Genomic DNA, 383 nt, shown 5'->3' with positions numbered 1-383 from the left:
GAATCAAACGGATGGATCAGTAAACCGCTCCGGAGTTTCGGTTCGAACCAAGTCGACTTCGGCGGCATTACTTCTCCCGCATCAGCCACAGCCATTAAATCTTCGATCGAAGTCGGATGCAAGTGAAAAGCGACAGCGGCATGTCCGGAATCCACGATTTGCTCAAGGCCGGCATACCCCTTATGACCACCGACGAACTGGATACGTGCGTCCGTCCGTGGATCTTCGATACCAAGTAACGGTGTCAACAACTCTTCTTGTAAAATCGAGACGTCGAGATTCGCTTTCGTCCCTGTTCGTTCAGAATCGTAGGAAAGGGTATACCATTGCCGGTTGAGATACATCTCGATTTGGTGACGTTTTGTTTGTTCGGCACGTCCTTT

Annotated in this window: 1 pseudogene; it reads right to left on the bottom strand. The window is 50.1% G+C overall.

Annotation, left to right across the window (positions count from 1 at the left end):
- Nucleotides 1-383: pseudogene (locus B2751_RS07705) on the bottom strand (DUF1015 domain-containing protein); the annotation flags it as partial.

The organism is Exiguobacterium sp. UBA6282 (assembly GCF_002440475.1).
Classification (GTDB): Bacteria; Bacillota; Bacilli; order Exiguobacteriales; family Exiguobacteriaceae; genus Exiguobacterium_A.
Note: the sequence above shows the minus strand (reverse complement) of the source record. Positions and strands in the feature narration are given on the sequence as shown.